The sequence below is a fragment of the Hymenobacter sp. 5516J-16 genome (genome assembly GCF_022919335.1).
Lineage (GTDB): Bacteria > Bacteroidota > Bacteroidia > Cytophagales > Hymenobacteraceae > Hymenobacter > Hymenobacter sublimis.
Window position 1 is genome coordinate 2,213,548 of sequence record NZ_CP095058.1, and the last position, 23,808, is coordinate 2,237,355.

Here is a 23,808-nt window from a genome sequence, read left to right on the forward strand (position 1 = left end):
AAAGCCTAGAAACTGGCTCCCCTCCTTGGCAAGCAGGGGCTAGGGGTGGTTGATGAGGGTAGCACGTCCTTTTGGTTTTAGCGCTAGTTCGCCTCACCCCTAGCCCCTCTCCAGAGGGAGAGTTCTAGTGTCGTTCTTGCTTGAAGCACCTGCCCTAGGCCACAGCGTTTGGGGCGCGGCATAGCTCAAGCAAGGCAACTGGCTTTTAGCGCTAGTACAGTTACCAAATTACCGCCCGCTCCGCATCGGGGCGCACCATTTTCTGGCCCTGCTGGCAGCCGAAAGCCTGGTAGAAGGCAGGCATGTTCATCAGGGGGCCGATGGTGCGGTACTGGCCGGGCGAGTGCGGGTCGGTGAGGATCTGCTGGCGTAGGGCGGCCGGCCGGATGTTCTGGCGGCGCAGTTGGGCCCAGCTCAGGAAGAAGCGCTGCTCGGGTGTGAAGCCGTCAATAAGCGGGCGGTTGCCTTTGCCGTAGGTCTTGTCGAGCTGCTTTTGGAGGGCGCCGTATACGATGGTCAGGCCGGCGAAATCAGCCAGGTTTTCGCCCATGGTCAGCTTGCCGTTCACGTGCACCGAGTCCAGGGGCGAGAAGGCGTCGTACTGGCGGCCTACCACGGCGGCGCGCTTGGTAAACTCCTCCCCATCGGCCTTGGTCCACCAGTCGCGCAGGTTGCCCTCCGAGTCGTACTGCCGGCCCTGGTCATCGAAGCCGTGGGTCATTTCGTGGCCCATCACGCCGCCAATGGCCCCGTAGTTCACGGCGTCATCGGCTTCGGGGTCAAAGAAGGGCGGCTGGAGGTAGCCCGCCGGAAACACGATTTCGTTCATCGGCGGGTTGTAGTAGGCGTTGATGGTGGGCGGCGTCATGCCCCACTCGTTGCGGTCAATCGGCCCGCCAAATTTCTTCACGTTTTGCTTGTAGCCCCACTCGCGGGCCGCCAGCACATTTTTCAGGTAGGATTCGCGCGAAATCGACAGCTCAGAATAGTCCTTCCACTTATCGGGGTAGCCGATTTTTACCCGCAGGGCGTTGAGCTTTTTCAGGGCTTCGGCCTTGGTCGCGTCGCTCATCCAGGTGTTGGTTTGGATGTGCTCGGCCATGCTGGCTTTGATGTTGGCGACCATTTCGAGGGCCTTGCGCTTGGCTTCTGGCGAAAACGCCTTGTCTACGTAAAGCTGGCCGAACGCCTCGCCCAAGGTAGCATCGGTGGCGGCTTGCATGCGCTTCCAACGTACGGGCTGCTGCTTGGCCCCACTCTGCACCTGCTGGAAACGGAAGGCTTCATCGGAATACGCCTTGGGCAAGGCCGAAGGTAGGGAGCTAACCAGCTGCCAGGTCAGGTAGGTTTTCACATCCGACAGGGGCTCTTCCTTCAGCAGGGCACTCACCTCCCGGAAGAAATCTGGCTGACCCACAATTACTTCCTTGGCTGCACCCAAGCCATTCTGCGCCAGCAGGGTGGGTAGGCCGATGTTGGGAAACTGCGTGTTAGCCTCGGCCAGGGTCATCTTATTGTAGCTGGCATTAGGGTCACGCAGGGCAACCCGGTCTTTGCTGGCTTTGGCCAGGCGGGTTTCCAGCCGCAAAATGGTAGCCGCCTTCTGGGCCGCGGTAGCCTCACTGTCGCCCATCAACTTAAAGGTGTTGGTCATGTAGGCGACGTAAGCCGTGCGCACGGTTTTGGAGCGGGCATCGTCCTTGAGGTAGTAGTCCCGGTCGGGCATGCTCAGGCCGCCCTGGCTCAGGTTCACGGCGTACACGGTGCTTTGCTTGCGGTCGGGCCCTACCCCAGCGCGGAAGAATGCACCCGTGCCCAGCCGCTGCTGGCGGGCCAGCTCCGTTTGCAGGCTTTTCAAGTCCTTCACGGCACTGATGCGCTTGAGTTCGGGCTGCAAATACGTCAGCCCCGCCTTTTCGATGGCCGCGGAATCCATGCCGGAGGCGTAAAAGTCGCCGACTTTCTGGGCATTGGAGCCTTTCGCCGCCGAGGTGTTAGCCGCGGCTTCCTCCAGAATGCGCTTCAGCGTGGCCTGGGTCCGGTCGCCGAGCAGGTTGCGCGGGCCCCAGCTGGAGGCGTAGGCCGGCACTGGGTTATTCTTCAGCCAGTTGCCGCCCGAAAACTGAAAAAAGTCTTCGCACGGCGACACCGAGCGGTCCACATCCTGGGGGTTGATACTGCGCCCGCCCGAGGTGGAAGCCACGGGAGTAGCAGTTGAAGCGGCAGCAGGGGTAGCAGTAGTAGCGGTGGTTGTGGGCTGGCTAGTGGCGCAGCCGGCCAGCGTCAGGAGTAAGGCCGCGGCGCCGGCGCGCGGGGAAGCAGAACGGTTTTTCATTCAGCGAAATACAGAACGGTGGTTTCGCTAAGGTCGCAGCTTGCGCCAGGAAGGTTGCGCCTATATGATTCCTGTTATAGTGACGCTTCCAGAATGGCTGCGTCTGCCCCCGAAGTGCCGCTATGGACCATGTTGTAATACCGCAATGGCGACAATTAGCCTCACAGTCTGAGTTAGCTTACATGGATGGATTACTCTGTAACGCTTTCTTGCTCGTCAACTTATGCTATTCACTAAGCAGCCCGATGCAACCTTAACCCAGCTGCGACACTCGTAAGCTTGAGGGGCTTATTCCTTCCTCCTTTTTCGCTCATCTACTTCTTATTGAGCTACCCCTAAGGCATCGCTAGTAGCTGAGGCTAGCAAAAGCCTAGACGTCCAATCATACGCCTTTATTTAAAACAAATTCTCCCTTACCATGCGCACCCTTATTCCTCTTCACCATCTGGCAAACTTCGGCCTACTATTCTTTCTTGGCCTAAACGGCTGCACTAACCAGGATAGTGTTGCTCCCGCTACTACCGAGTGCAGTGAGCTTGCCACAGTGCGCTTCTGCCCGAGCTATGGCGATTCACCCAATTGTAAGACCCTGCACACAACACTGCAATTAGCGAACAGCCGCGAGGGGTTACCGGCTGGCTATCATGTGCTTCCGGTTGGGCCGAAATGGCAAGCTTATCATGCGCACCAAATAAATGGGCAGGTGCTTCGGGTAGGCTACCAGCTTGGCCCCGAGGTACCGCCCAATGTAGATGGATTAAGAGAAGCTACTATCACCTGCCTAGAAGTATCGGACGCGGTGTTGTTAGACAAATAAGATGGTAAGCAAGGCCGGGTGCAACTTACTTCGCTTGTAACCTAGACTACACTACAAGACCATATTAGGGTAGATAAAATGGGAAGCTGCTTACCTTAAAACGGCAGCAAACCTTCATTCAGCAAGTAACCTCTAAACGAGAGCAGCAATGCTTCCCGCTCTCGTTTAGAGGTTACTCTGAACATAATACCCCTTACCGCCGCCGGGGCTTGGCTCGCTCGTACTGTTCAGGCCACTCTATGTCTACCCCTAACTCGTGGGCGGCGTGGAGCGGGAAGTAGGCGTCGCGGAGGGACTCGCGGGCCAGCAGCACTACATCAGCTTGGCCGCTGGCAATAATGGTTTCGGCCTGCTGGGCTTCGGTAATCATGCCCACGGCGCCGGTAGGCAGGCCGGTTTCGCGCTTGATTTGCTCGGCAAACTGCACTTGGTAGCCGGGTCCGATGGGAATATCGGCGCGGGGCACGTTGCCGCCGGTAGAGCAGTCTAGTAGGTCTACGCCGTGGTTTTTCAGGATGGCGGCCAAGGCCACGGAGTCCTCGGCGGTCCAGCCGCCCTCAGTCCAGTCGGTGGCGGAAATGCGCACCCACAGGGGTAGGTGGTTGGGTAGCTCGGCGCGGGTAGCGTCTACTACTTCCAGCAGCAGCCGGATGCGGTTTTCGAAGGAGCCGCCGTACTCGTCGGTGCGCTGGTTGCTGAGTGGGGAGAGGAACTGGTGAAGCAGATAGCCGTGGGCCGCGTGCAACTCAATCACCTCAAAACCAACCGACAACGCCCGGCGCGTTCCTACCCGAAAGGCTTCTACTACCCCTGAATGTCGGCCAAGCTTAGCTCCCGCGGAGCGGGTTCACCGGGGCTAAAGGGGAGCGGGCTGGGAGCTACGGTCTGCCAGCCGCCTTCGGTTTCGGGCACTACCGTGCCGCCTTGCCAGGGGCTGCGGTGGCTGGCTTTGCGGCCGGCGTGGGCTAGCTGAATGCCGGGGACGCAGTTTTCACTTTTCAGAAAATCAACGATGCGGCGCAAGCCAGGCAGGTGCTCATCCTTCCAGATGCCGAGGTCGTCGGGCGTAATGCGGCCTTCGGGTACTACCGCCGTGGCTTCCAGCAAGATAAGCGCCGCGCCGCCCACGGCCCGGGAGCCTAGGTGCACCAGGTGCCAGTCGTTAGCGAAGCCATCCTGGGCACTGTACTGGCACATGGGCGAAATGACGATGCGGTTTTTCAGGGTGAGGCCGCGCAGGGTAAGCGGCGTGAAGAGGTGGGCCATGTTACAGGAAAGAAGTCGGGAGAAGCAAGCGGGAAAGACTTTTAAACCACCCGCGTGGCCTTGGGGTTTTCACGCCTGAGCTACCCGCGGCTCTACTCTGCCAGGGGCTGCCGTGCTAGGTGGCTTGGTAGCGAACAATCAGGCCGTCCTGCAGACGTGCCACCGCCGCATCTCGCTCGAATTGTTAGGTAGCATGGCAACGCCAGCACGCGAGATGCAGCGGTGGCGCCTTTGTAAGACGAATCGATTATTTCAGGAACTGTTGCTTTCTATCCGCCGGGAAGAAGCCCCCAGCCGGGCCGCGTAGGTTTTTAAAACCATTCCTGGGGGCTGCTGGTATGCAAGTGCACCTTTCCTTACCCGTTGCTTGCTATGCGCACTATTAACACCCAGCACCGCGCCCAGAATGCGCCCATTGCCGATCTGGTTACCTACCGGGCGCTACCTACGAACTCCGTAGAGCACCTCGACCCGTTTCTGTTCCTGAACCACCACGGCCCCCAGGTGTACCGACCGAACAACCAGGGCCTACCCTTCGGCCCCCACCCTCACCGCGGCTTCGAGACGGTGACGTTCATTTTGGAGGGCGACATCATGCACCAGGACACGGGCGGGCACCAGAGCATCATCGGGCCGGGCGGCATTCAGTGGATGACAGCAGGTAGAGGCCTGATTCACGCGGAGGTTTCCTCGCCGGAGTTTAAGCGCACCGGTGGGCCGCTGGAGATTCTGCAGCTGTGGGTAAACCTGCCGGCCAAGGACAAGATGGTGGAGCCGCGCTACCTCGGGCTGCAGGAGCCAGAAATTCCGACGGCTTCCCTGGATGAGGGCCGGGTGGTAGTACACGCTGTATCGGGTAACTGGGCCGGCACGGCCGGAGCCGTAACCCCGCTGGCTGATATTCAGCTGGCTACCATTAACTTCCAGGCGGGCGGCAAACTCGCTTTAACCATTCCGGCCAGCCATACCATCTTCTTCTACACCGTGCGCGGCAGCCTGCGCGTAAACGGCCAGGAAACCCAGGCCCGCCAGTTGGTCGAGTTCAACTACGACGGCGACGAGTTGCACATTGAAGCCCTGGAAGAAGCCGTGCTGCTGCTGGGCCACGCCCAACCCTTCCAGGAGCCCATTGTGTCCTACGGCCCCTTCGTGATGAACACCGAGCAGGAAATCCGCCAGGCCTACCAGGATTATCAGGCTGGCAAGTTTGGGCGCTGGGAAGAATAACTGGGGTCGGCGTAAAGTAATCGGGCTCGGTAATCGTCTGCTGCAGTGGGCTGTTCTGATGCGGCCCCACCTACCCTATGGCTTGCAATTTACGTTCGTATTCAGGTGCCTCACGGAAAAGATTGCGCCCAACTTTTTCTCGTCGTACATTTGTAACCGAATCTGTTACTAATTCCTCATGAACACCCGCTTTGCCGTCGCCACGCACATTCTGGCCTACCTGGCGCATGCCCAGCCGGGGCAGCCAGTTTCGTCGGAGGTGCTGGCCAGCAGTGCGGGTACGCACCCAGTGGTTGTGCGCCGGCTTATGAGCACACTGCGCGAGGCGGGCCTGGTGCAAAGCCAGCGCGGCGCGGGCGGGGGCACCGTCCTGGCCCGGCCCGCCGCCGAAATCACCCTGCTCGATGTGTTTCGGGCCATGCAGGCCAGTGAGCCTGATCTATTTCAGGTGGGTAGTACCAACCCCAACACCCACTGCGACCTGGGCAGCGTGATGCAGGAAACGCTCGAGGGCCTGTTTGGGCCGGCCATTGAAGCCATGCGGGCTGCCCTGGCCGCCGTAACGGTACAGCAGGTGATGCAGGAGCTGGGCAAGCGCCTGCCCGGCGGCTGCACGGATGCTTCGGGCTAGAGCTTTTTTTATTTAACCAAAAATGTAACCACCCTGGTTACTCACTGTTTCTCACCGTCTTCTGCCCGCGCTACCCCCTAGCGCGCACGGGAGGCATCGGCTGGCTTGCTGCGGTAGTGGCAACTGGCTTCGTCGGATGTGCCGGCGTTTTACCCATGAAAAAGATACTTGGCGTGGGGCTCGTGCTCCTCGTCGCGGCAGGAAGCTTCCTGCTGCCCCTGTGGCTTACCCCGGTCGAAGCGCCGGGCGCGGGCCTACCCCTACTAGCTACCTCCCACTTCTCCGCAGCCACGTCCGCGGGGTCCCCAACTTATGCCACCGCGCAGGCAGTTCGTAGCGCCACCGCCGGGCGGGTGTGGGAAGTGTATTTCCACGAAGGCCAGCGCGTACGTAAAGGGCAGTTGCTGCTGAAGCTGGTAGAAAAGCTGCCCAGCGTAACCCAGCAGCAGTTGCAGGCCCGCCTTGCCCAACAGCTGCGCGCCTACGAGGTTCTGCAAGCCACTCATCCGGCCTCGGCGGCCCTCACGGCGGCCGAAACCCAACTCACGGACACCCGCGCCCAGCTAGCCCGGGCCGTGCCCATGCTCAGCTTCGTGTTCGTGACGGCCCCGGCCGATGGCGTTATTACGGGCATGGCCGTGACTACCGGCGACTACCTCACGCCCCAGACGGTAGTGGCGCAGCTTGCCTCGGGCCTGATTGCGGCGGATACCACCTTGCTACTGTCTAGCGTTGAGTAGCTCGGCTGCAAACGCTGCTCTTTACTTTTTCCCTCTTACCTGCTTTCATACCAGACTATGGAACAGCTCATCCGCTACCAGGTAGAGCGCATGTTGCGCAAAAAACACCGCAACCCCGCCCTGCACCTTACTCCTACCTCCCGCCTGCACGAAGACGTAGGCCTGGACTCCATCGATATGGTCGAGCTGGTCATCAACTTGGAGCACCGGTTCCACATCGAAATTCCCGACCCCGAACTGGAAGACCTCCGCACTGTCCAGGACGTGCTCGACTGCGTGGACACCCATTTAAGTGAGTTGGTGAATGAGTAAGTGAACTGGACGTTCACTAGCGCACTGGTTGCGGCGCTGGCCGTGCCAAGTGAAGCACGGAATCTGAACTTACCACCCAAGCAGTAGCCCATATTTTTCCCTTCGCTCAGCACGGCCAGCGCGACTTTTGTTTTCGGGTACTAGCCGCTAGTGACTGCCCGACCGGCGCTAGGCTACGGGTTGCTGGCGAGCCTCCTGCAGCCACGCAACCGCCTCCCGTTCATCAATGAAGCGCTCGGCGGCAAAGGGCTTACCTTCGAAAAAACTGGCGGGCGGAAAGGCCGCATCGGCTTCAACATCCCGCATAATGACGGGCACGAGCAGGTAAGCCAGGTAGGTTCGGCCGCCCAAACGGGCGTGCAGGGTAGGCAGGAAGCTGGTAATCATCCAGTGGGCCCCGTCCCGGTCGGTATTGAAGCGGCGCCGGGCATCGAGCAGCCACTGCCGGCAGCGGTGCTCGGCGGCGCGCTCCAGCACGTAGTGGTAGCCTGCGCACATTTCTTCCAGCGTCACTTTCCGCATCCACCGGATTAGCAACACATCCAGGTCGGCGCGGTGGGTAACTTCAACAAACTCTGGGGCGGCTGGCAGCATCAGGCAGGAGGCAGGGAGAAATCAAATATACGCGCCAAGACGGGCAACCCATCGGGCAGCCGCTCCCATTTGCGCCCTTATTCGACGAACTCCGTATCTTTTCCCATGATTGCTCTGATTGCCTATACCTCCCGGCTAACGCTGGTAGCCGCCAGCCGGGCCTTGCTCACCGCTGAACTTACTAAGCCCCAGTATTTTCCTATTCTGCTAGGCGCCCAGCTGCCGGCCCACTGGCCCCCGGGCGAGTACGATGAGGAAGCCATGCGCTACTTCCTGGCCCAGCTCACGGCTGGGGGCCGCACCGCGGCGGGGTGGTACGGGTGGTACGCCATCCTGCGGGCGGGGGCGGAAACTCCGACCAACGTGCTGATCGGCACCGGGGGCTTTCATGGCCCACCCGTGGAGGGTAGCGTCGAAATCGGTTTTTCCATAGCCGACGACTGGCGGGGCCGGGGCCTGGGCACAGAACTGGTAGCTGGCCTGGTGCGCCACGCCGCCGATACCGGGATGGTCCGGCACCTCACCGCCCGTACCACCCTCGATAACTTGGGAGCCCAGCGGATTCTGCAGCAAAACGCCTTCCGCCTCACTTCCCCTACCCCCGATGCGGAAGGCTACCTGCATTTTGAGCGGGATATTATGGCCACGGATAAAACCACCGGGGCCCAACAAGCTTAGGGCAATGTGGGTAGTTGCGCCTGGTAACTAGCGCCGCATTGCTGGGGCCCCAACTGCTAACGTGCCCACCATGCGCCCCGCAGGTGGCAGGTACGGCGTCAGCAATGCGGCGCTTGATGCCGTACTTTGCGCCCCTTCCTGCTGCATGATGCTACCTTCCCCGACCGGTTCCCGACTTACGTTTCGCCCCGAGCTGGATGGCATTCGGGCCATTGGAGTTGTGCTAGTGGTAGCCCAACACTGGCTGCCCATGTCGCTACCATTCGGTGAGGCCAGTCTCACTACGTTTTTCGTTTTGAGCGGCTACCTAATTACGGGCATTGTCTGGCACCAGCGGGCCCAGGTGGAAGCCGGCATTATGAGTACCGGCCGGGCATTGGTGCTGTTTTATTGTCGAAGGGCGCTGCGGATTTTGCCGGGCTACTACTTCACTCTGGTGCTCTGCGCCCTCTTGCCTCTGGCAAGCATACGGCAGTACTGGCCCTGGTACGTGCTGCACGGCTCCAACGTGCTGTTTTACCGCTTACAACAATGGGGCGAAGGCGTCGGCCACTTCTGGTCGTTGGCCGTTGAGGAGCAGTTCTACGCCCTCTGGCCGGTGCTATTGCTTTTCTGGCCTACCCGAAAACAAGGCTGGTTACTAGCTGGCCTTATGGTGGGGGCTTTCGTCTTTCGGTTGGTATGGATCAGAAACGCGCCGTTACCGTTCACCTTCGTGCTCATGCCGGCCAATCTGGACGCCTTTGCGGCGGGCGGGCTCCTGCGGCTGCTGGAAACGCACCTACCGGCCCGCTGGTGGGGTTACGGCTGGCTGGCGGCTCTGGGCTGGAGTACATGGCTAGCTATCAGCCTGTTGCACATGGTTTCCCCGTCTGAATGGGAGGCATCTTTCCTGGTGGTGGGGTTGGGTGCCGCGGCATTGGGAGCTGCTGGCTTGCTGGGCTGGGTACTACACACGCCCTATCGTTTCACCCGAGTACTGCTGCTGCACCCAGTTGTTCAGTGGGTGGGTACGCGCAGTTACGGCCTGTATCTGTATCACTTGCCTGCGGTGGTGGTGTACCAACGGCTGATATACCGGCTGTGGGCAGCAGAACCCGCCAGCCAAACACTCCTGGCCTATTGGATGAACCCCTGGCGAATGAGCTTAGTGCTGACGCCGATAACACTGGCCTTGGCCGGCATTTCTTGGCGGTGGTTGGAGCGCCCCTTCAACAACCTCAAGCGGTACTTTTCCTACGCCCCTTCGGCTGATCGGCCAGCTAGGTAGGTGTAGGTATTGGCAGTTTCACCCAGATAGGAAAGGCAACATACGGCCTAATTTCGGACACAATGGCTGCTAAAGCATCCATAAACCGACTATAAACGGCCAATTCGTCACTATCTAGCGTTGGAGGCGGTTGTATTCAGGTTGGTACAGGTTTTGAAATAAGCCTGATACACAATCTAGAGAGGAACCCAACCATGAATCTTATCAGCAAGGATTTTATCCGGAACATTGCCCCGCAACTCGACCTGCTCAACACCTTGGGCGGAGGTATTGCCCAGGCCATGCTACGGATTGACAAGCAGGAGAAGGGCGTGGTCGTGCGCGTTGCTGCTCCTTCGGTGAGCCCCGAGAACTTCCACGTCGTGCTTAACAACAACGTGCTGACGGTCTTTGCCGAGTACCGCCACTCGGCGGAGGATAAGCTGGCGGCTCCCTTGTTCACCCGCACGCTTACCCTGCCGGCTACCCTCGACCTGAGCCGCATTGATGCCGTGTTCGAAGGTCAGGAGCTGCACGTGCGCATCCCGTACCACAACGCGGCCACGGAGCCCCGCGAAATCAACATCAAGCAGCGCTAATTGCCGTTAGCCGCCTATAACGCCGGGACCGACCGGCCCTATGGTTTCACCCGCCACTGCCCCCGGTAGTGGCTTTTTTGTGTACAATCTAGTCAAACAGGGGCCAGAGCAGCAGAAAACCCGTGAGTAAAGACAGGTAGAACCAGCCCATCAGTTGCCCCCGGTAGCGCCGGGGCAGGCGGTTGCTGAGCACCAGCACCGCTACCACCACCAGCGCGAGGTGCAGCAGCAGAAACACCACCGTTTTCACCCAATTGCTGACAATCGTGTTTTCCGGCTGCATCTGGTTGCTCATGCCCAAGCCGGAAGTAGCTAGGCGTAGCACCTGGTAGGCCACTAGTTCAAAGAGCACGAACAGTCCGGCTCCTGCTAACACGGCCAGCGGCCCGGATTTCTGCGACACGTCAGCCATGAGGCGGTAAAATGGTGAGATGGAGGGTGATTGGGTGATGAAGTGAGGCGGTAATTGAGCGTACTTTTTGACTACCTGGTTCTACCGCTTCCTAATTTCACTAACTCGCCTGTTCACTTCTTGCCCAACACCTCGGCGGTGCGGGTACGAATGTAGAGCTCCTCGACCTTGGCGCGGGCCCAGGGCGTACGGCGCAGGAAGGTGAGGCTGGACTTGATGCTGGGATTTACGGCGAAGCAGTTGATCCGAATCCGGTTATCCAGCTCGGGCCAGCCGTACGCGGCCACCAGGTACTCCAGAATCTGGGCCAGCGTGACGCCGTGCAGCTCACGAATAAGGTGGCCGGACTCGTCGCGGGCATCGGGGAGGTTGGGCAAATCGGGCATGGCAAAAGGCAACGTGTAAGTACAAAAGTGCGAAAAAGCGGGCGTCTTTCGGGTGGTTTCGCCCGGTTAAGGCACCACATCGTCCTTCCCCAACGTTACCTTTGGCAACTTGCCCTGGTTCTATGACTGCTTCCCGCCGTTCTCGTTCTGGCTTTCGCCTGGTATGGCGCCGGGTGCTGCCGCTGGCTTTTTTGGCCTTGCTGGTTGGGAGCCTCGTGTTTTACTGGCGGCACCAGCGCCAGCTCAACCGCTACGTCCGGCGCGTGTACGCCTCCTTTATCAGCCCCCACCTAACGGGCCGCGAACGTACCCCGCTGCTGGCCGGCTACTCCGTGCACGGCATCGACGTGTCGGCCTACCAAGGCCGCATCGACTGGGGCCAAGTGGCCGGGCACAAGGTGCGGTTTGCCTTTATTAAGGCCACGGAGGGCGTTACTCTGCACGACGCGCGCTTCAAGCGAAACTGGCAGGGTGCCCAGGCGGCGGGCATTTACCGCGGGGCCTACCATTATTTCCAGCCTAACTACGACGCCACCCGCCAGGCCAGCCTGTTTACGCGTACCGTGCCCCTGGCTCCCGGCGACTTACCCCCGGTGCTAGACGTGGAACACGCCGAGTTTCACGACGTGGCCCAGATGCGGCGGGGCGTGGCTACCTGGCTGCGGCTGGTGGAGCGCCACTACGGGGTGCGGCCCATTCTGTACTCCAACTACAGTTTTTACAAGCGTCACCTGGCTGGCCACTTCGATAAGTACCCGCTTTGGCTGGCGCACTACGAGGTAGAAAGCCCCGTGCTACCCCGCGAAAAGTGGATTATCTGGCAGCATTCCGACGAGGCTTACGTGCCCGGCATTCGGGGTACCGTCGACTTTAACGTATTTCAGGGCAACTTTCAGCGCCTGTTGGCCCTGCGCATTCCGCCCCGCGGCCGCAGCTCCGGGGCCAACTAATCTGCCATTTTATGAGTTTTGCTTTGTTTTCTTACCTCCGCTCTGGGTTCCTGCTTTTGACTTTGGCATTGGTTACGGCCTGCGCCGGGGGCGCGAATACCTTTACCCAATCTGGCAAGGCCTCATACTATGCTGATAAGTTTGAAGGCCGCAAAACGGCCAGCGGTACCGTGTACCGGGGCGGCAAACGCACGGCGGCACATAATACCTTGCCTTTCGGCACCATTGTGCGCGTCACCAATCCGCGCAACCACCGCTCCGTAAAAGTGAAAGTTACTGACCGGGGCCCCACGCCAAAGGCCGCGTCATTGACCTCTCGCGCAAGGCGGCCCGTAAGATTGGTATCGTAGATGCCGGCGTAGCGCCAGTGGAATTAAAAGTTGTCCGGAAAGCCAAATAATCCCGCGCCGCCCGTCGGTGCCTCGCTTAGCCCATGCGTATTCGTAAGAAAGTTCAATGGACCATTCCGGCCGAGGCCAACCGCTTCGTTCAGCTCGGCGCCTTTGTAAAGGCGGCCGAAGCCCAGGGCTGGTCGGAAACCGAAATTCAGTTTGTAATGGACGAGGTAGTGGAAGCCCGCGACGAGGCCGAGGTGGTCCTCATCTTCCAGGACTACACTCAAACCGGCCGCCGCTAACGCCACGAGGCGGCCCGGCTTTGTGCCAGACCGCCCCGCGGTAGGTAGTAGGCCAGGGGCTGGCTTACTTGACTTTCTTCTTCATTTTGACCTTGCCGCCGTTTTTGGCGAGCTGCAACAGGCTGTCCTGCTCGGCGCGCATGGCTTTGGTAGTCATCCGGCCCGTCAAGGACATGTAGTCGCCTTCTTTGAGCATGGCCGTTGTGCCATCAGCCAGGGTCACGGTGCCATCGGCCCGAACTTTAGTCCCATTTACCAGGGCCGTTTCCGAGGTCAGGGCCTCGGTGTGGGCGTCGCGCGTCATCATTACTTTGCCCTCCTTCATCAGGAAGCCATCCTTCATGGTCAGGCCCACCGGAGCGGCGGCTTTGGCCCGGGGCTGCACGGGCCGGCGGGGAGGCAGCTTGGTTTGCGCCTGGGCGCTGAGGGTAGCGGCTGCGGCTAGCAAAAGCGTGGCCAAAATAGTAGTAGGATACCGTTTCATAGTGGGTGGAAAATGAGAGAATTGGAGAAAAACACCGCTGGGTACGGTAGCTGTAAAATACAAAATACGGGCCGAATTTCGCAATGTTGGTTGGGTAACCTCGCCTGAGCCAGATTCGTTTTAGCAGTAGCTTCCAAACGCCCGGTAGCGGGCCTTGGCTCTCCCCTGTTATCACCTGCCCCGTGGATTACAAAGACTACTACCAGATTCTGGGCCTCGATAAATCGGCCACCAAGGACCAGATCAAGAAAGCCTACCGCAAGCTGGCCCGCCAGTACCACCCCGACGTGAACCCCAACAACGCCGAGGCCGAACGCAAGTTCAAGGAAATCAACGAGGCCCACGAAGTTCTTAGCGACGACGACAAGCGTCAGAAGTACGACCAACTGGGCGCTGACTGGCAGCGTTATCAGCAGGCGGGCGCGGGCCGGGGCGGCCAGGGCAACGGAGCTGGCTTCGACTGGTCGCAGTACGCCCAGGGCGGCAGCTTCGGGGGCGAAGACAACCCGTTTGGGGGCGCCGACTTCTCCGATTTCTTCAGCTCCATGTTTGGGGGCATGGGTGGGGGTAGCCAGGGGAGCAGCACCCGGCCCCGCGCCGGCCAGGACTACCAGGCCGAGCTGGAACTGACTTTGGCAGAGGCCTACCACGGCGGCCCCCGCACGCTCACGGTTAATGGCAAAAATCTGCGCCTTACCATTCACCCGGGCGTGGAAGATGGGCAGGTCATTCGGCTGCGCGACCAGGGTGGGCCGGGCCGCAACGGCGGGCCCGCCGGCTCGCTCTACATTACTCTGCGCATTCAGCCCGACGCCCGCTATTCCCGCGCCGGCAACGATTTGACCATGGATGTGCCGGTGAGCATTTACACGGCCTTGCTCGGCGGCGAGCAGGTAGTAGAAACCTTGTCGGGCCCGGTGAAAATCACCATCAAGCCCGAAACGCCGAATGGCACCCGCCTGCGCCTGCGCGGCAAGGGGTTTCCAGTCTACCGCCAGTCCGGACAGTTCGGCGACTTATACCTGCGCCTGACGCTCACGCTACCCCAGAACCTGAGCGAAAAGGAAAAGGAGCTGTTTCGTCAGCTGGCTGAGCTACGGAAATAACCACAGCCGTATTAGCCCTTTTGTTTGTCCTTGAGTCCCGAAAACTGCTACCTCTCATGGAAACGCATCATATCATCCTCTCTTTTCACGAGTGCGCTACCCGCTACGGGCTAAGCGAAACCGATGTGCGGGAGTTCTTGGAGCTTGGGCTTCTGCATGCGGCCCCAGATACGCCCAATGCCCTGCACGAAGAGCCCGACCATGTGGCCCTGCTGGCTCGCCTGCACCACGAGTTGGGCTTGAGCAAGGACAGTCTGGAGGTAATTCTGGCCATGCGTCAGCGCTTGGAGCAGCTCCAGCAGGAGCTTGGCCAGCAGCGGGCCCGAGTCCGGCAATTGGAAGTATTCCTGCGCGGCACTGGGCCCATGCTGGACATTGACCTGCGGTAAAATTTTGTTCCTCCTGGCTAGCGCTCAGCTTTGTGAGAGCGTCTGGCTGGTTGTTTTGGAGGATTCGTAGGCGGGTTTGGACGCAGCAGGGCAACTTTTCCCCCTAACCAGGGTATAAAGCCCCAGCTTGCCCGCTGTGGCAATTGCCTTTTTTGTCACCCTTTTCCCTTTCCTATGCCTCCACGCATTCCCCTCCAAAAGGCGTTAGCCCTCGGCCTTACGGCCTGGGCGTTGGCCCCGCTGGCTTCGCACGCACAAACTGCCGACCGCAAGACGGCCATCGGCCTCAACGTGAGTGCCATGCAGTACAAGGGCAACTTCGGTTCTGACTACTGGAACTGGAGCGAGAACAAGTACGCGCCCGGCCTGACAATCAGCCGCTACCTGACCAGCGGCCTGGACCTGCAGCTGAGCGGCAATTACGTGGAGCTGAAGAAGACGGCCCCGGCCGGCGCCCCCTACTTCGGCAGCAACTTCGCCACCAACGTGGTGAACGTGAACCTGGGCCTGAAGTTCAAGCTGCTGAGTGAGGATTCGCCCGTGCGCCCCTACCTGCTGGCCGCCCCGGGCCTGACCTACACCAGCCGCGAGGGCACCATCTTCCGCAACAACCGCACCGAGCCCACCGACCAGGACAAGAACTACTTTGACTTATTCGGGGCCGCCGGTATTGACTTTCGCCTGGGCGAGGCCGTGCACCTGTTTGTGCAGACCGGCCAGCACTTCCCGCTCAATGCCAACATTGACGGCGACCCTGCCCGCGACGACAACAGCATCGACGACCGGTTCTTGCAGCACACTGTGGGCCTGAACGTCGCCCTAGGTCAGGCCAAGGATGAGGACAAGGATGGCGTTTCCGACCGCAAAGACAAGTGCCCCGGTACCCCCGCCGGTGTGGCCGTGGATGCCAACGGCTGCCCCCTCGACGGTGACGGCGACGGTGTTCCGGATTACCAAGACAAATGCCCCACTGAGAAAGGCCTCGCGGCCCTGGAAGGCTGCCCCGACCGGGACGGTGATGGTGTGCGCGACGGCGACGACAAGTGCCCCGACACTCCTGGCAAGGCTGAACTGCAAGGCTGCCCCGACTCCGATAACGACGGGGTAATCGACCAGAATGATAAGTGCCCCGACACGCCCGGCGGCGTGAAAGTAGACGCCAATGGCTGCCCCGTTGACTCCGACGGTGACGGTGTACCCGACTACCAGGACCGCTGCCCGCAGCGCCCCGGCCCGGCCTCCAACAAAGGCTGCCCGGAAATGAAGGTTGAGGAGAAAAAGCGTCTGCAGGAGGCTACCAAGTACATTCAGTTCGAGTTCAATAAGGCGACTTTGAAGCCGATTTCGTTCCCGACTCTGGACGGCCTGGTGCAAATCCTGAACGACTACCCAGATTACTTCCTCGGCATCTCGGCCCACGCCGATAACGTAGGCAACGACGAGTACAACCTGCGTCTCTCGGATGAGCGTGCTGCCTCGGCCCGTGCTTACATGCTGCGCAAAGGCATCCCGGAGGACCGCATCGTATCGCATGGCTACGGGGAAAGCAAGCCGATTGCTCCGAACACCACGGAAGCCGGCCGCGCCCTCAATCGCCGCGTAGAGTTCGACGTGTACCTACCCGGTGACCCGAACCCCGCTGAAACCAAGTATGGTCCTGCTCCTGCTATTCCGCCCGCTCCGGTGAAAGCCGCCGCTCCGGCCAAGAAAGCTCCTGCAAAGGCCCCGGTTCGCCGGACCACCCCACGCCGCTAACTGGTAGCTGGTTCATAAATCAAAAAGCGCCTTGCTCAGCTGAGCAAGGCGCTTTTTTATGTCCGTAGCTAATCCAGTATGTTAACTCGTTTTGCTAGGGCCATGTGTCGAGTCTGTACCTGCTCTAGTCTCAAATTGTCTGCTGAAGTAGCTATTGTTCCGGCGTAAGCGGGTAACAGATTGCCGGTCCGTTCTGCGAAGGCGCCGCCACCGTATCTCGCTCGAATTGTTAGGTAGCATGGCAACATCAGCATGCAAGATGCTGCGGCGGCGCTTTGTAAGACGGCCTTTGACTTTGGAGTCGAAATAAGCTCTTCTCTGTATTTATAGTGCTAGCGTGGGCGTCTGTAAAACCAACTCTAACACTAGCCCCCATTGGCCTCCTACCCCACATCCACTAGCAGGGCCAGCAGCAAGCCGGCCAGGGTGGCTACCAGCTTGCGCACGTTCAGGCTGTGGTCAGGGCTGGTTTCGAAGAGAATGGTAGTGGAAACGTGCAGGAAGTTACCGGCTACTAACCCGAGCAGGGCCGCGTATAGGCCGCCGGTCAGGAGTTGCTCCAGCACTACAAAGTTGCTTACAATAATACCGGCCGGGCCCGCCACGGCAAACACCAGCAGGTAGGGCAACGCCCGCCGGAAAGAGCCCAGGCGCAGCAGCAAGGCCGCCATCAGGGCAAAGGCCGCCGGAATGTGGTGCAGGGCTACCCCAGCCAGAATGGCGTAGAAATTCTGGCTTACGTCGCCGGCCGCCGGGGTTTTCACCAAAATGCTACCCTCCAGAAACGAGTGCAAAACCAAAGACGACAGCAGCAGGAAAGGCACCCTACCCGCATGCTCAGTATGATGATGAACGTGTCCATGCTCCACGCCCTGCGAGAAAACCTCCAGCAGCATTTGCCCAAAAAAACCCGCCAGCACGAAGTAGCCTACTCGGTGCCCGGGCTGCATCTGTAGGGCTTCTGGCAGCAAGTGCGTAACGGTGAGCGTGAACAAGTAGGCCCCGCTAAAAGCCAGCAGCGGCTTCATCCAGGTGGTGCGGGCCGTTGGGACCAGTCGGGTCAGCCAGCCGGCCCCCAGCACAGTCAGAAACAACGCAAAAACGGCAAACCACATGGGCAGTAAAGTGAGGGGTGAGGCGGCAGACTCAGGAGGGAAGACCTAACAGATCTTGCCCCTGGCCGCCACCTGACTAGTTTATTTCTTGAGCACGAAAATCATGCGGGGGCTGGTAGCGGCATCGAAGGCAGTGAGGTGGTAGTCGCCCAACACTTCCACTAGGCGCAGGCCCGCCATTCGGAAGTACTCCTCGAATCGCTCCTGACTGAGGGCGCGCACCCGCTCCTCAAAGTGTTGCTCTCGGCCCTCATCGTCCTGGAAGCGGATTTCTTTCACGATGAAATCGTGCTGGAAATGGCGGTACAGCCGGAACTCCGTGTCTTCCACCCGCTTAGTTTCGTGCGCTACCAGCTGCCGGATGGTCAGGTCCGTGTTCAGGAAGTCGATGACCATTTTGCCCCCGGGCCGCAGGGCGGCGGCCGCGTTACGCAGAGCCACTACGTTGTCGGCCTCCTGCGCGAAGTAGCCGAAGCTGGTAAACAAGTTGAAAATGAAGTCAAAGGGCCCGGTAAGCAGGGGCTGCCGCATGTCGTGCACCTGGAAGTGCAGGTGCTTATGGGCAAACTGCTGGGCGTAACGAATACTTTCCGGCGACAGGTCCAACCCCGTTACGTCATAGCCCTGCTCACTTAGGTAGAGCGCGTGCCGTCCTTTGCCGCAGGCCAGGTCCAAGAGGCGAGCCTTTGGCTTGGGGTACAGGTACCGTAGCAATTTCGCCAGAAAAGCGCGGGCCTCCTCGTCGTTTCGCGCCCGGTAGAGCCGATGATAGTACGGCGAGTCAAACCAAGTACTAAACCATTCTTGGGGGGCGCAGGCAGCATAAGTAACAGGGCAGGTACTAAAACGACAAAAGGGCGCTTACACGCCCCTTCTCGTTTTATGAGCAAATACGGGGGTTCATATTTGCAACAGCGCTGCAAATATGAACCCCCGTTTGTTTAAATCAAAGCGCCTTGGCAGGCGTAGCGGCCGGGTTAGGCTCCAGGTCCATGCCGCAAACTGGGCATTTGCCGGGCTTGTTGCTGGCGCTACCCTCGCAGCCCATGGGGCAGAGGTAGGCAGCCGTGGCCACGGGCAGCGCCGTGCTATCGGCAGGTGCGGTGGCGGCAGCCGCCGTAGTGGCAGCCTGCTCCGCGGGCTTCGACTGGCAGCCGGCCAGTACAGCTCCAGAGGCCAGCAAAACAGCTGTTACCGTTGATTTCCAAAAAGATACCATAAGCCCGACGTTAGTTTTTGGGCGTAGGCTCTGCCGTTTCAGCCTTCTGGTCGCTGGTGGCTTTTTTGTCGCTCTGAATGGCCTCGGCGCTGCTGGTATGGGTAGCGTCTTTGGCATCGGCCGTACGAACTTCCTCGGCCGTTACCCGGTCGCGGGCGTTGGGCTCGTCCAGGGTTACTTCCGAGTTGATGGGGCGCTCAATTGCTCCGCCTTTCGATTGGTGGGCGGCTTCTTCCGTGTTCTGGTCGAAGTTGTCAGAAGAGCGGCTGCCAGGCTCTACCATGTCTACCGATACTTTTTTGTCGGCGCGCCAGTCCGAAGGTTCGCTGCTGCACGCGTTCAGGGCCAGCGTAGCCAGGGCCAGGGCAGAAAGTACGAGTTGCTTGCTCATGAGAAGGAAAACGGAATCTTGAATAAGAGGTATGACGAAGAAACGACCGGGCAAGTTAAGGCCGGGCTTTAGGCAGCTACCGGACCGCCACCGGGCAGCAGGTTTTTGCGGCGCAGCATGGCATCAAACAGCTTCTGGTCGTTGGGCGAGTTAAAGATGCGGTCCGGCACTTGCAGGAAAATGGGGGTATCAAAGGTTTTGGCCAGCCACAGGCGCCAGCCTTTCAGCTCCTGGGGCAGTTCCGGGGCGCGCAAGGACAGTAGGTAGCCATCGGCCTGGCGCTTTACGTCGCCAATCATGTCCCAGGTCAGGCGCATGCCCTCCTTTTCGTTACGGCGCAGCACAATCTGCTTATTGTCAAACTCATAGCCCAACTTCTCGAACAGAGGCTTCGTTTGCTCAACCTGCGTCACGCCCGTTACCTGAGCCGAGCGGAACAGCACGTACAGCAGCGTTAGGAGCAAAGCCCCGGCCAGCCACCACCACGAGGGCCAGATGATGGCGGGCAGCAACCCAATAACGAAGGGAATGAGGGCGTACCACCACTCGCGGCGCCACACCCGGGCCATGGCCATTTTGGTGTAGGTATCGGTGTCGAGCTGGTGCTTTTTCGTGCGAATGGCCAGCGGCGAAGCGCCTTGCTGCTGCTGTTGCTGCCGGTAGCCGCCGCGTTGGTTGGGAAGTTGCATGGAATATTAGTTGTCAGTTGCTAGGTGCCGGCTGCCAGTTAACAGTTGTACTATTCCGAAGAACAAGCTGGTAACCGGCACCTGACAACTAGCCACTTATTAAAAGGCTTTCAAACTCATGTCGAGGCTCCGGATGGAATGGGTCAGGGCCCCGACGGAAATGTAATCGACGCCGGTAGCGGCTACCTCGGCAATGGTTTCTTCAGTGATGCCGCCGCTGGCTTCCAGGGGTAGCGGCCCGCTACCAGGGCCACGGCCTCGCGCAGCTGCGCCGGGGCCATGTTGTCAAGCATAATCCGGTCGATGCCGCCGGCCTCCAGGGCCTGCTGCACTTCGGCCAGGCTGCGGGTTTCTATTTCAATGGGTAGCTGCCGGCCAGTACTTGCCAGGTAGGCGCGGGAAGCCTCAATAGCCTGCCGAATGCCGCCGGCGTAGTCCACGTGGTTGTCCTTCAGGATAATCATGTCGAACAGGCCGTAGCGGTGGTTGACGCCGCCCCCAATCAGGACCGCCCACTTCTCACACATACGGAAGTTGGGGGTTGTCTTGCGGGTGTCGAGCAGGCGGGCCTGGGTGCCGGCCAGCAGGCTGGTGAGGTGGGCCGTGCGGGTTGCAATGCCGCTCATGCGCTGCATGCAGTTGAGTACCAGCCGCTCCGCCGTCAGAATGCTTTGGGCGCGGCCCTCCACGGTAAAGGCAATGTCGCCGTGCTTTACGCGAGTACCATCCTCGAGGCGCGGCGCAACCTGTAGGTCGGCATCTACCTCCCGAAAGATGTGACGGGCCAGTTCCACACCGGCTAGTACGCCCTCATCCTTGATCAGCAAGTGGGCCCGATTGCGCGCCGTTGCCGGAATGGCCGACAATGCCGAATGGTCGCCGTCGCCGACATCTTCGGCCAGGGCCGTGCGAATAAAGGTGGATAGAGCTTCCGGGGTGAGGTAGGAGGGCGTTTGCACGGGGCAAAAATAGTCAAAAATGCCCCTACTTAACCATCAATGGTTTCCGGTGGCTTCCACAGAAACCACGGGACAGAATTTTCCGCTATTCCCCGGGATTTACGGAGTTACACAAAGCGAATTGCCGGCCCGACCGGGCACAAAAAAACGCCGCGAAGAAGCTTCGCGGCGCTGGGAGAGAGACAATGGAAGAGAAGCTAGTTCTCCTTAGTGAAGTCGATGGTAGCAATTTTGAGGTTGCCGCCGGCCGCTTTCATTTTCACGAACATGCGGTAGGCGCCATCTTTTCCGGTGTATTTGCCCACGGCATAGGGCGTACCTTCGTTACTGCCGCCGTAGTGAATGAAATCGAAAGAAGCCGGGGAGTGTTTCGCGAAGAAGTCTTTCATCACGAACTCGGCCTGGGTAGCGCTGTAGCTTTGCTTGTCCCCGTCGAAGCTCAGCTCCACGGTAGGGGCAAAAAACTCGGCCAAATCGCGCGAGGAGGAGCTGCGGATGGCATTGCGTACGGGACCAAAAGCTTCGCCCTGTGCCAGGGCTCCCACCGACAGCAACAGGCCCCACACTAGGGCGAAGGCCAAAAAGAAGTTGCGTTTCATGTTAGTGTAAAGAGTTCGTCATGCAGCTCACCAAAACTATGCCAACCTGGGCTGGCCTTCAGGTTGGCACCTTTAACCGCTTGGCCTGGCAGCCAAGTTAGGGAAAATGCGGGCGTTTCGGCCCATCTGGCCTATCTTTGCTGCCATGAACAAACAGGTATTGTTGGTGATTCTGGACGGCTGGGGTCTGGCGCAGAACAAAGAGGTATCGGCTATTGATCAGGCGCGTACGCCCTTCGTCGATTCGCTGTTTCAGCGCTACCCCCACAGCCGCCTGCAAGCTTCTGGCGAGGCCGTGGGTTTGCCCGACGGGCAAATGGGCAACTCTGAGGTGGGCCACATGAACATCGGGGCCGGCCGCGTGGTGTACCAAGACCTGGTGCGCATCAACAAAGCCATTCGGGAGCGGAAGCTGGGCGCCATGCCTGCTTTGGTGAAAGCCTTTGAATACGCCCGCCTCAACAATAAGCCCGTGCACCTGATGGGCCTGCTCTCCGATGGTGGCGTGCACTCCCACCTTGAGCACCTGAAAGCCCTGTGTACTTTAGCGTATGATGCTGATGTGCACAATGTGTTCATTCATGCCTTCACTGATGGCCGTGATACCGACCCCAAGGGCGGCGTCAGCTACGTGAATAATTTGGAGCAGCACCTGCAGCGCGGAGCCAGCGGCAAGATTGCCTCCATCGTGGGCCGCTACTACGCCATGGACCGCGACAACCGCTGGGAACGGGTGAAAGTAGCCTACGACCTGTTGGTAAACGGCAAGGGCACTCCGTCGCAGAACCTGATCCAGAGCATGCAGGACTCCTATAAAGAAGGAGTAACGGATGAATTCCTGAAGCCCATCATCAAGGTAGGAGCCGACGGGCAGCCGCTGGCTACCATCAAGGAAGGAGACGTAGTGCTGTGCTTTAACTTCCGCACTGACCGGGGCCGGGAAATCACGCAGGCCCTAAACCAGCAGGATTTCCACGCCTTTGAGATGCGCCGGCTCAGCCTGCACTACCTCACCATGACCAACTACGACGCCACTTTTACCGGCGTCACGCCCATCTTCGAGAAGGACAACCTGGAAGAAACCCTGGGCGAAGTGCTGGCGGCGAACCATAAAACCCAGATTCGCATTGCCGAAACGGAGAAGTATCCGCACGTAACCTTCTTCTTTTCCGGGGGCCGGGAGGTGGAGTTCGAGGGCGAGAAGCGCATCATGCGCGCTTCGCCCAAGGTAGCAACTTACGACCTGCAGCCCGAAATGAGCGCCTACGAGCTGCGCGACGCCTTGGTGCCCGAGCTGCAAGCCAAGTCGGCTGACTTCGTGGTGCTGAACTTTGCCAACACCGACATGGTAGGCCACACCGGCGTGTTTGCCGCCGCCGTGAAGGCTGCCGAAGCTGTGGACGAGTGCGCCCGCGGCGTTGTTGAAGCGGCCCTGGCCTCCGACTACGCCTGCATCATCATTGCCGACCACGGCAACGCCGACATGATGATTAACCCGGACGGCACGCCCAACACGGCCCATACGACCAACCTGGTGCCCTGCATCTTGGCTTCCAACGACTACCGCGGCACCCTCACCGATGGCAAGCTCGGCGACATTGCTCCTACGGTATTGCAGCTCATGGGTCTGCCCCAACCCGAAGTTATGGGCGGCCAAAGCCTGTTGCGCCCCGAAACAGTCCCGAATGCGTAGTTCATTCTGGCTGGCTAGCATGGTCGTGTTTCTTGCCGCCTGTGAGGCCGGCGAGGATGCTACCGTGCGCCCCAACCCGGCAAATTGGAAGCCGGCGTATTTCAACTTACTGGGCTTTCTGGAAACGCAAGCTACCCTGCTGAATCAGCGCCAGCCCGCCGTGGAAAAGCAGGTTCTGCTCCGTGACGGCCAGCAGGAAACCACCCGCGTAACCCAACTGGACTGGGCCAAGGAACTACAGATTTTCCAGCAGGCCGACATCAATAAACCTGCCCTCCGTGGTTTATACCAAGTAGATTCTGCCGCGACAGCCGAAGGCTTTACTCGCCGCAGCTACCGTCGTCAGCCCGGCACGGAGCACCCGGTAGAGCAACTTACCGTATTGAGTGAGGGCTCCACGGTGCGGGAGCTTACCGCCACGGTAGCCCAGGATAACCCGCTGGTGTACTCAACCAAAACTATGACTCTACGCTGCCAGAACGGGCAAGTATCCAGCTACCAGGTGCGCGGCGTGCAGAAGCTTGTGCTGTTCGATTCGGTGCGCTATTCAGTGCAGAGCCGCGTGGTGCGGTAAAT

At 59.7% G+C, this 23,808-nt stretch carries 24 protein-coding genes and 4 pseudogenes; 15 read left to right on the plus strand and 13 right to left on the minus strand.

Annotated features, from left to right (window positions below; all coding sequences use genetic code 11):
• Positions 1 to 220: 220 nt before the first annotated feature.
• On the minus strand, positions 221 to 2,335 hold the full coding sequence (locus MUN84_RS11015; RefSeq protein ID WP_244698446.1) for a M13 family metallopeptidase: 2,115 nt from the start codon (positions 2,333 to 2,335) through the stop codon (positions 221 to 223).
• A 1,010-nt stretch (positions 2,336 to 3,345) separates the two neighbouring features.
• Positions 3,346 to 4,418 (minus strand): annotated as a pseudogene (locus MUN84_RS11020) (NADH:flavin oxidoreductase/NADH oxidase).
• A 372-nt stretch (positions 4,419 to 4,790) separates the two neighbouring features.
• On the opposite strand from MUN84_RS11020, the gene MUN84_RS11025 reads away from it, so the two are divergent.
• From MUN84_RS11025 to MUN84_RS11040, 4 genes are all read left to right on the plus strand, one after another.
• The gene (locus MUN84_RS11025) at positions 4,791 to 5,645 is read left to right on the plus strand and encodes a pirin family protein (RefSeq protein WP_244698447.1); all 855 of its coding nucleotides are present in this window, start codon (positions 4,791 to 4,793) and stop codon (positions 5,643 to 5,645) included.
• 178 nt (positions 5,646 to 5,823) lie between these two features.
• Complete coding sequence (locus tag MUN84_RS11030; protein WP_244698449.1) at positions 5,824 to 6,276, plus strand: Rrf2 family transcriptional regulator; 453 nt, start codon at positions 5,824 to 5,826, stop codon at positions 6,274 to 6,276.
• A 155-nt stretch (positions 6,277 to 6,431) separates the two neighbouring features.
• A complete protein-coding gene (locus MUN84_RS11035; RefSeq protein ID WP_244698451.1) occupies positions 6,432 to 7,016 on the plus strand; it encodes an efflux RND transporter periplasmic adaptor subunit in 585 nt (194 codons plus the stop codon).
• Positions 7,017 to 7,073: 57 nt separating this feature from the next.
• Positions 7,074 to 7,328: a phosphopantetheine-binding protein gene (locus MUN84_RS11040; RefSeq protein WP_244698453.1), complete on the plus strand. Its 255-nt coding sequence runs from the start codon at positions 7,074 to 7,076 to the stop codon at positions 7,326 to 7,328.
• 168 nt (positions 7,329 to 7,496) lie between these two features.
• Here the strand turns inward: MUN84_RS11040 and MUN84_RS11045 are convergent, their stop codons facing one another.
• Entirely contained in the window at positions 7,497 to 7,922 is a 426-nt protein-coding gene (locus tag MUN84_RS11045; RefSeq protein WP_244698455.1) for a hypothetical protein, read from the minus strand.
• A gap of 105 nt (positions 7,923 to 8,027) precedes the next feature.
• Here MUN84_RS11045 and MUN84_RS11050 point away from each other — a divergent pair, with 105 nt between their 5' ends.
• The 3 genes from MUN84_RS11050 to MUN84_RS11060 all read left to right on the plus strand — a co-directional run bounded on the left by MUN84_RS11050 (position 8,028) and on the right by MUN84_RS11060 (position 10,448).
• Positions 8,028 to 8,600: a GNAT family N-acetyltransferase gene (locus tag MUN84_RS11050; protein ID WP_244698457.1), complete on the plus strand. Its 573-nt coding sequence runs from the start codon at positions 8,028 to 8,030 to the stop codon at positions 8,598 to 8,600.
• A gap of 145 nt (positions 8,601 to 8,745) precedes the next feature.
• The gene (locus tag MUN84_RS11055) at positions 8,746 to 9,870 is read left to right on the plus strand and encodes an acyltransferase family protein (RefSeq protein ID WP_244698458.1); all 1,125 of its coding nucleotides are present in this window, start codon (positions 8,746 to 8,748) and stop codon (positions 9,868 to 9,870) included.
• Between the two features lie 194 nt (positions 9,871 to 10,064).
• Positions 10,065 to 10,448, plus strand: a complete 384-nt coding sequence (locus MUN84_RS11060; protein WP_244698460.1) for an Hsp20/alpha crystallin family protein — start codon at positions 10,065 to 10,067, stop codon at positions 10,446 to 10,448.
• Positions 10,449 to 10,536: 88 nt separating this feature from the next.
• Here MUN84_RS11060 and MUN84_RS11065 read toward each other — a convergent pair whose 3' ends face one another.
• Positions 10,537 to 10,860 carry a hypothetical protein gene (locus MUN84_RS11065; RefSeq protein ID WP_188557117.1) on the minus strand — a complete coding sequence of 108 codons (324 nt, stop codon included), beginning with the start codon at positions 10,858 to 10,860 and terminating at the stop codon, positions 10,537 to 10,539.
• 113 nt (positions 10,861 to 10,973) lie between these two features.
• Complete coding sequence (locus MUN84_RS11070) at positions 10,974 to 11,246, minus strand: VF530 family DNA-binding protein (RefSeq protein ID WP_244698462.1); 273 nt, start codon at positions 11,244 to 11,246, stop codon at positions 10,974 to 10,976.
• A gap of 122 nt (positions 11,247 to 11,368) precedes the next feature.
• On the opposite strand from MUN84_RS11070, the gene MUN84_RS11075 reads away from it, so the two are divergent.
• From MUN84_RS11075 to MUN84_RS11085, 3 genes and pseudogenes are all read left to right on the plus strand, one after another.
• Positions 11,369 to 12,196 (plus strand): glycoside hydrolase family 25 protein, encoded by an 828-nt coding sequence (locus tag MUN84_RS11075; protein WP_244698464.1) that lies wholly within the window; start codon positions 11,369 to 11,371, stop codon positions 12,194 to 12,196.
• Positions 12,197 to 12,207: 11 nt separating this feature from the next.
• A pseudogene (locus MUN84_RS11080) lies at positions 12,208 to 12,596 on the plus strand (septal ring lytic transglycosylase RlpA family protein).
• 33 nt (positions 12,597 to 12,629) lie between these two features.
• The gene (locus MUN84_RS11085) at positions 12,630 to 12,833 is read left to right on the plus strand and encodes a hypothetical protein (protein ID WP_244698466.1); all 204 of its coding nucleotides are present in this window, start codon (positions 12,630 to 12,632) and stop codon (positions 12,831 to 12,833) included.
• 64 nt (positions 12,834 to 12,897) lie between these two features.
• Here the strand turns inward: MUN84_RS11085 and MUN84_RS11090 are convergent, their stop codons facing one another.
• On the minus strand, positions 12,898 to 13,317 hold the full coding sequence (locus MUN84_RS11090; RefSeq protein WP_244698468.1) for a DUF6799 domain-containing protein: 420 nt from the start codon (positions 13,315 to 13,317) through the stop codon (positions 12,898 to 12,900).
• A 182-nt stretch (positions 13,318 to 13,499) separates the two neighbouring features.
• Here MUN84_RS11090 and MUN84_RS11095 point away from each other — a divergent pair, with 182 nt between their 5' ends.
• From MUN84_RS11095 to MUN84_RS11105, 3 genes are all read left to right on the plus strand, one after another.
• Entirely contained in the window at positions 13,500 to 14,423 is a 924-nt protein-coding gene (locus MUN84_RS11095; RefSeq protein WP_244698471.1) for a DnaJ C-terminal domain-containing protein, read from the plus strand.
• 56 nt (positions 14,424 to 14,479) lie between these two features.
• A complete protein-coding gene (locus tag MUN84_RS11100) occupies positions 14,480 to 14,812 on the plus strand; it encodes a hypothetical protein (protein WP_244698473.1) in 333 nt (110 codons plus the stop codon).
• Positions 14,813 to 14,986: 174 nt separating this feature from the next.
• Complete coding sequence (locus MUN84_RS11105) at positions 14,987 to 16,567, plus strand: OmpA family protein (protein ID WP_244698475.1); 1,581 nt, start codon at positions 14,987 to 14,989, stop codon at positions 16,565 to 16,567.
• Positions 16,568 to 16,950: 383 nt separating this feature from the next.
• On the opposite strand, the gene MUN84_RS11110 is transcribed toward MUN84_RS11105, so the two are convergent.
• The 7 genes and pseudogenes from MUN84_RS11110 to MUN84_RS11140 form a co-directional block, all read right to left on the minus strand.
• Positions 16,951 to 17,682 (minus strand): ZIP family metal transporter, encoded by a 732-nt coding sequence (locus MUN84_RS11110; protein ID WP_244698477.1) that lies wholly within the window; start codon positions 17,680 to 17,682, stop codon positions 16,951 to 16,953.
• 81 nt (positions 17,683 to 17,763) lie between these two features.
• Positions 17,764 to 18,417: pseudogene (locus MUN84_RS11115) on the minus strand (SAM-dependent methyltransferase); the annotation flags it as partial.
• Between the two features lie 211 nt (positions 18,418 to 18,628).
• Entirely contained in the window at positions 18,629 to 18,865 is a 237-nt protein-coding gene (locus tag MUN84_RS11120) for a heavy metal-binding domain-containing protein (RefSeq protein ID WP_244698481.1), read from the minus strand.
• Between the two features lie 46 nt (positions 18,866 to 18,911).
• Positions 18,912 to 19,292: a hypothetical protein gene (locus MUN84_RS11125; RefSeq protein ID WP_244698482.1), complete on the minus strand. Its 381-nt coding sequence runs from the start codon at positions 19,290 to 19,292 to the stop codon at positions 18,912 to 18,914.
• A gap of 68 nt (positions 19,293 to 19,360) precedes the next feature.
• On the minus strand, positions 19,361 to 19,981 hold the full coding sequence (locus MUN84_RS11130) for a hypothetical protein (protein ID WP_244698484.1): 621 nt from the start codon (positions 19,979 to 19,981) through the stop codon (positions 19,361 to 19,363).
• 99 nt (positions 19,982 to 20,080) lie between these two features.
• Positions 20,081 to 20,940 (minus strand): annotated as a pseudogene (gene nadC / locus MUN84_RS11135) (carboxylating nicotinate-nucleotide diphosphorylase).
• A gap of 197 nt (positions 20,941 to 21,137) precedes the next feature.
• Positions 21,138 to 21,539: a DUF4783 domain-containing protein gene (locus MUN84_RS11140; protein WP_244698491.1), complete on the minus strand. Its 402-nt coding sequence runs from the start codon at positions 21,537 to 21,539 to the stop codon at positions 21,138 to 21,140.
• 145 nt (positions 21,540 to 21,684) lie between these two features.
• On the opposite strand from MUN84_RS11140, the gene gpmI reads away from it, so the two are divergent.
• Together gpmI and MUN84_RS11150 are read left to right on the plus strand one after the other, a co-directional pair.
• The gene (gpmI, locus tag MUN84_RS11145) at positions 21,685 to 23,232 is read left to right on the plus strand and encodes a 2,3-bisphosphoglycerate-independent phosphoglycerate mutase (protein WP_244698492.1); all 1,548 of its coding nucleotides are present in this window, start codon (positions 21,685 to 21,687) and stop codon (positions 23,230 to 23,232) included.
• 19 nt (positions 23,233 to 23,251) lie between these two features.
• The gene (locus tag MUN84_RS11150) at positions 23,252 to 23,806 is read left to right on the plus strand and encodes a hypothetical protein (protein ID WP_244698494.1); all 555 of its coding nucleotides are present in this window, start codon (positions 23,252 to 23,254) and stop codon (positions 23,804 to 23,806) included.
• The last annotated feature ends 2 nt before the right edge of the window (positions 23,807 to 23,808 follow it).